The sequence below is a fragment of the Actinomadura sp. 6K520 genome, assembly GCF_004349245.1.
GTDB lineage: Bacteria > Actinomycetota > Actinomycetes > Streptosporangiales > Streptosporangiaceae > Spirillospora.
On the sequence record NZ_SMLC01000281.1, the window covers coordinates 1 to 6,248 of the forward strand.

1 protein-coding gene is annotated in these 6,248 nt (G+C 71.1%); it reads right to left on the reverse strand.

Features of this window, described 5'->3' with window-relative positions:
* Positions 1–6,049 (reverse strand): type I polyketide synthase (locus tag E1289_RS39955; RefSeq protein WP_131988327.1); only part of this gene is annotated, 6,049 nt, incomplete at its 3' end.
* Positions 6,050–6,248: the final 199 nt, after the last annotated feature.

Here is a 6,248-nt window from a genome sequence, read left to right on the forward strand (position 1 = left end):
TGGTGGCGGCTTGGGGGGTGATGCCGGTGGCGGCGGTGGTGATGTGGTCGGTGATGGTGTCGATGGCGGGGCTGTGTGAGGCGTAGTCGACGTCGATGCGGCGGGTTTTGATCTGCCGCTGCTCACACTCCTGCAGCAGCACCGTGATCGCGTCGTCGGGTCCGGCGACGATGGTGGTGGCGGGTCCGTTGACCGCGGCGATGGTGACGGTGTCGGGCAGCAGGTCGGCCAGCTCGTCGGGGGTGGTGTGGACGGCGGCCATGGTGCCGGTTCCGGCCAGCGCGGTCAGGGCGCGGCTGCGCAGGGCGACGAGCTGGGCGGCGTCTTGCAGGGTGAGGGCGCCGGCGGTGTAGGCGGCGGCGATCTCGCCCTGGGAGTGCCCGATCACGGCGTCGGGTTCGACACCCAGGGATCGCCATAGGTGGGCCAGGCCGGTCATGACGGCGAACAGTGCGGGTTGGACGACGTCAACCCGGTCCAGCGACGCCGCTCCTTGGCCGGTGGTGGTGAGGAGGTCGGTGAGGGACCAGTCCACGTGCGGCGAGAGTGCTTGTTCGCAGGCGTGGATGTGGTCGCGGAACACCGGGCTGGTGGACATGAGTTCGGCGCCCATCCCGGCCCACTGTGATCCTTGGCCGGGGAACACGAACACTGTCTTGCCGCCCTGGCCGGGCAGGGCACGGCCGGTGACCACGGCCGGGTGCGGCTCACCGGCTGCCAAAGCCTCTAGCCCCTCACGCAGCCCGGCCTGATCGCCGACAATGACGGCACGATGCTCCAGCTCCGACCGGGTGGCCAAAGCCCAGGCCACGCCCTCGGGATCCGCATCGGGATGGGCTTCCATATAGGCGGCCAGCCGCTCGGCTTGCGCGGCCAGACCCGCCTCGGTCTTCGCCGACAGCACCCAGGCGAGCGCCGGGCACCTGTCGTCCGCTGCTTGGCCGGCAGCCTCCGAGACATGGCCGTCGGGCGCCTCCCCGGAGCCGGCTCCCAGCCCGCGATCGGCCGCCTGCTCGGGTGCCTGCTCGATGATGGTGTGGGCGTTGGTCCCGCTGATGCCGAAGGAGGAGACCGCGGCGCGGCGAGGCTGCCCGGTCTCGGGCCACGGGACGGATTCGGTGAGCAGCTCGACCGCCCCGGCGGCCCAGTCGACATGCGGGGTCGGCTCGTCGACGTGCAGGGTCCGGGGCAGGACGCCGTGCCGCATGGCCTGGACCATCTTGATGACCCCGGCGACGCCGGCGGCGGCCTGGGTGTGCCCGAGGTTGGATTTGATCGAGCCCAGTCGGAGCGGCCGATCACGATCCCGGCCGTAGGTCGCGAGCAGGGCCTGAGCTTCGATGGGGTCGCCGAGTGCCGTGCCGGTACCGTGCGCTTCGACGGCGTCGATGGCGTCGGGAGCCAGCCGGGCTCGACCGAGAGCCTCCCGGATGACCCGCTGCTGGGACGGCCCGTTGGGGGCGGTGAGGCCGTTGCTGGCGCCGTCCTGGTTGACCGCCGATCCGCGCACGATGGCCAGCACAGGGTGGCCGTTGCGCTGTGCGTCGGAGAGCCGCTCGACCAGGAGGAGTCCGACGCCTTCGCCCCAGCCGGTGCCGTCGGCCGCCGCGGCGAAGGGCTTGCAGCGGCCGTCCTGTGCCAGGCCCCGTTGCCGCGAGAAGGCGACGAATATGCCGGGCGTGGACATGACGGTGGCGCCGCCCGCGAGAGCGAGATCGCACTCCCCCTGCTGGAGGGCTTGGCATGCCAGGTGGAGGGCGACGAGGGAGGAGGAGCAGGCCGTGTCGACCGTGACTGCGGGCCCTTCCAGGCCGAGTGTGTAGGCGATGCGCCCTGACGCCACACTGCCGGACGTCCCAGAGCCCAGATACCCCTCGGATTCACCGGAGATTCTGAGATGGCCGGTGCCGTAGTCGTGTGACGAGATGCCGGTGAAGATGCCGGTGCGGGTGCCGTGGAGGGCGGCCGGGTTGATGTGGGCGTTTTCGATGGTTTCCCAGGCGGTTTCGAGGAGGAGTCGCTGCTGGGGGTCGGTTGCTTGGGCTTCGCGGGGGCTGATGTTGAAGAAGTCGGCGTCGAAGTGGTCGGCGTCGTACAGGAAGCCGCCCTCGCGGGCGTAGGTGGTGCCCGGATGGTCGGGATCCGGATGATGAAGGTCCTCTACGGGCCAGCCCCGGTTCGTCGGGAACTCCCCGATGGCGTCGACACCCCGGGCGACCAGGTCCCACAGTTGTTGCGGTGTGCGCACATCGCCCGGGTAGCGGCAGCCCATCGCGACGATCGCGATCGGCTCGTCAGTGGCGGTCCCCACCGTCCGTGCGGTCGTCGGCACGTGGGTGTCGAGAAGCGTGTCCTTGAGGTGCAGGGCGAGCGCCTGAGGCGTGGGGTGGTCGAAGACCAGCGTCGCCGGGAGGCGCTGTCCCGTGGCGGTGGCCAGCCGGTTGCGCAGCTCGATCGCGGTGAGGGAGTCGAACCCCAGCTCACTGAACGGGCGTCCCACATCGACGCCTTCTACCGACCCATGCGCCAGGACGGCGGCGACATTGCTCCTGACCAGGGAGAGGAGCTCGCCTTCCTGTTCCTCGGGACTGAGACCTGCCAGCCGTCCGGCCAGATCGCCCGAGCCGGGCGCCGTGCTCGCCGTCCGGCGGGCGGAGGGGCCCCGGACGAGCCCCTGGAGGAGCGGCGGAGGCGGGGAAGGCGCCTTGGCGAGGTTGATGGGCGTGGCGAGGACGTGAGGGTGGGGGGTGTCCAGTACGGCATCGAAGAGTTCGAGACCCTGCGCCGTCGGGATGGGGGGCAGGCTCTGGCCGATGCGGGCGCGATCGGCGTCGCTGAGATGGCCGGTCATGCCGCTGTCCTGCTCCCAGTAGCCCCACCCGATGGACTGGGCCGGCAACCCCTCGGCCTGCCGGTGGGCGGCGAGGGTGTCCAGGAAGTGGTTGGCGGCGGCGTAGGCGGCTTGGCCGGGTGAGCCGAGGGTGGAGGCGGCGGAGGAGAACAGGATGAAGGCGTTGAGGGGGAGGTGGCGGGTCTGGTGGTGCAGGTTCCAGGCCGCGTCGACCTTGGGAGCCAGCACGGCATCGACCTGCTCGGAAGTGAGAGTGGTGGCAACGGCGTCGTCGACGACCCCGGCGGCATGGATGACGGCGGTGAGGGGGTGGTCCTCGGGGACGCGTGCGAGGAGCCCGGCGAGCTGGTCGCTGTCGGCGGTGTCGCATGCGGTGATGGTGACGTGGGCGCCGAGTTCTTCTAGGTGGCGGCTCAGCTCTTGGGCTTGGGGGGCGTTGGGTCCGGTGCGGCTGGCCAGGAGCAGGTGGGTGACGCCGTGGTCGGTGACCAGGTGTTCGGCGATGAGCCGGCCGAGGGTGCCGGTGCCGCCGGTGATCAGGGTGGTGCCGTGGGGGTCGGGTGGTGCGGGGATGGTCAGGACGACCTTGCCGATGTGGCGGGCCTGACTGAGATGCCGGTACGCCTCTGGCGCATGCCGGATGTCATAGGAGGTGGCCGGAAGCGGAACGAGCCGGCCTTCTTCGAAGAGCGGACGCAACCGGCGGAGGATCTCCTGGATGCGCTCCGGCCCGGCCTGGAGGACGTCGAACGCCCGGTAGCGCACACCGGCATGCTCGGCCGCCACCTGCTCGGGGTCGCGGATGTCGGTCTTGCCCATTTCGAGGAAGTGTCCGCCGGGTGCGAGGAGGCGGAGTGAGGCGTCGTTGAACTCTCCGGCGAGTGCGTTGAGGACGACGTCGATGCGGTGGTCGCCGAGTGCGTCGCCGAAGTGCTCCTCGAACTCCAGAGTCCGGGACGAAGCGATGTGGGCGTCGTCCAGTCCCCGCTGGTAGAGGGCGGGCCACTTGCCGGGGCTGGCGGTGGCGAAGACCTCCACATCCCAGTTCTGGGCCAGTTGCAGGGCCGCGGTGCCGACTCCGCCGGTGGCGGCGTGCAGGAGGAGGCGCTGGCCGGGCTGGATACCGGCGAGGTCGGCGAGGGCGTAGTACGCGGTCAGGAAGGCGACGGGGACGGTGGCGGCCTGGGTGAACGACCAGCCGTCCGGGATGCGGGTGATCATGCGGTGGTCGGCGGTGGCGGTGGGGCCGGTGCCGGTGAAGATCCCCATGACCCGGTCGCCGGGAGCGACGCCGTCCACGCCTGGGCCGACCTCGACGACGATGCCCGCGCCCTCGCCGCCGAGGGGCCGGTCGTCCTGCGGGATCATGCCCAGGGCGTACAGGACGTCGCGGAAGTTCACCCCGACGGCCCGCACGGCGATGCGCACCTGCCCGCCGCCCAGCGCCTCCTCCCGCTGAACCGCAGGGGCGAGGACGAGGTCCTCCAGGGTCCCCTTCTCGCCGACGGCCAGCCGCCAGTCATCGCCCGCGGGCATGGTGAGCGTCCCGCTCCGCGCGCCGGCGGCGCGCACGAGCCGGGCGCCGTGGACGACGCCGCCGCGCACCGCGAGTTGCGGTTCGGCCTGGTGCAGCGCGCTGCCGAGCGCCTGGCGGTCGGTGGGCCGGCCCTCGAGATCGATGAGCGTGATGCGTCCGGGGTGCTCGGCCTGGACGCTGCGGACCAGCCCCAACAGCGGGCTCTGCGCGAGATTCACCGTCCCTGGGCCGGTGACCGCGGCCGACCCGGTGGTCAGCAGGACCAGTCGGCTGGAGGCGAGGCGCTCCTCGGCCAGGTAGCGCTGGATCAGTCCGAGTACCTGCCGGGTGGTGGCGTGCGCCCGGCCGGCGAGGTCGTCACCGGAGCCGGAGGGGCAGGGGGCGAGGATGACGCTCGGAGGTGCGCCGTCGCCGCAGTCCTCGACGAGACCGGTGAGGGTGCCGTAGGTGCGGGCGCCGTCCGGGAGGTTCCCGGCCAGGGTGTCGGCAAGGTCCGGATCGTGCTCGCTGAGCAGGGCGTACCAGCCGTCCGCGGCAGCGGGGTTCTGCGTGGGCAGGGCCTGCCACACCAGTGCGTACAGGTGGTTGCTCTGGGCGGGTCCAGAGGGCGCGTCGGGCAGCGGGCGGAGGCTGAGTTCGTCGATGGTGGCGACGGCCTGGCCCGCCGGGTCGGTGGCCGTGATGGCGACGCCGCTGCCGGTGGGGGTGATGGCGACACGGAGCGCCGTCGCCTGGGCGGCGTGGAGGGTGACGCCGTTCCAGGCGAAGGGGAGGTGGGCCTGGCTGTTCTGACCGTCGGTGGTCAGGACGACTGGGTGGAGGGCAGCGTCGAGGAGTGCGGGGTGGAGGGTGTAGCCGGTGGCGGCGTCGGGGTCGGGGAGTTGGATCTCGGCGTAGATCGTGCCGGAGGCGCGCCAGGCGGTGCGGACGCCCTGGAAGAGGGGCCCGTAGTTGAGTCCCAGGTCGTCGAACTGCTGGTAGAGGTCGTCGGTCGGCACCTGCTGGGCGTCGGTCGGCGGCCAGGGCGCGGAACCGGCGGCATCGATCGCGCTCGCCGCCGCGGGGACTGGGCTGAGGATGCCGGTGGCGTGGCAGGTCCAGGCTTCGTCGGCATCGGTGCTGGTCGGGCGGGAGTGGATGGTCAGGGCGCGCCGGCCGTCACCGTCGGGGGCGGCGACCGTGATCTGGAACTGGGCGGGACCGGCGAGGGTGAGAGGTGCTTGGAGGGTCAGCTCCTCGATGTGGGGTGTGCCGGTGTGGTCGCCTGCGTGGATGGCGAGTTCGAGGTAGGCGGTGCCGGGGAGGACGGGTGTGTTGTTGATGGCGTGGTCGGCGAGCCAGGGGTGGGCGTCCAGGGACAGGCGTCCGGTGAAGACCGTGGTCTGCTCGTCGGCGAGGGTCACGCAGGCACCGAGCAGAGGATGCGCTGTGGTCTCCAGACCGGCGGATGCGACATTCGCTGACCCGGCCGGAGCATGCAGCCAGTACTGCTGCCGCTGGAAGGCGTAGTTCGGCAGAGCGACCGGAGCAGCCGGTTCTGGAACGCCGAAGGCACTCAGGATCCGCGGCCAGTCGAGCTCGACGCCGTGGGCGTGCAGGCGGCCGAGAGCGGTGAGCAGCGTCATGACCTCGTCATGGCCCTCCCGCAGGGTGGCCACCATTAGGACATCGCGCTCTTCGAATGGCTTCTCCCCATTTCCACTCGTCTCGCTGTAATGCGAAATCGTCGCGTCGACGAGTGGGGTGAGTGTGGGGTGTGGGGTGATTTCGAGGTAGGTGGTGGTGTTGTTTTGGTGGAGGGTTTGGATGCTTTGGGTGAAGTGGACGGGTTGGCGGATGTGTTGGGTCCAGTAGTGGGGG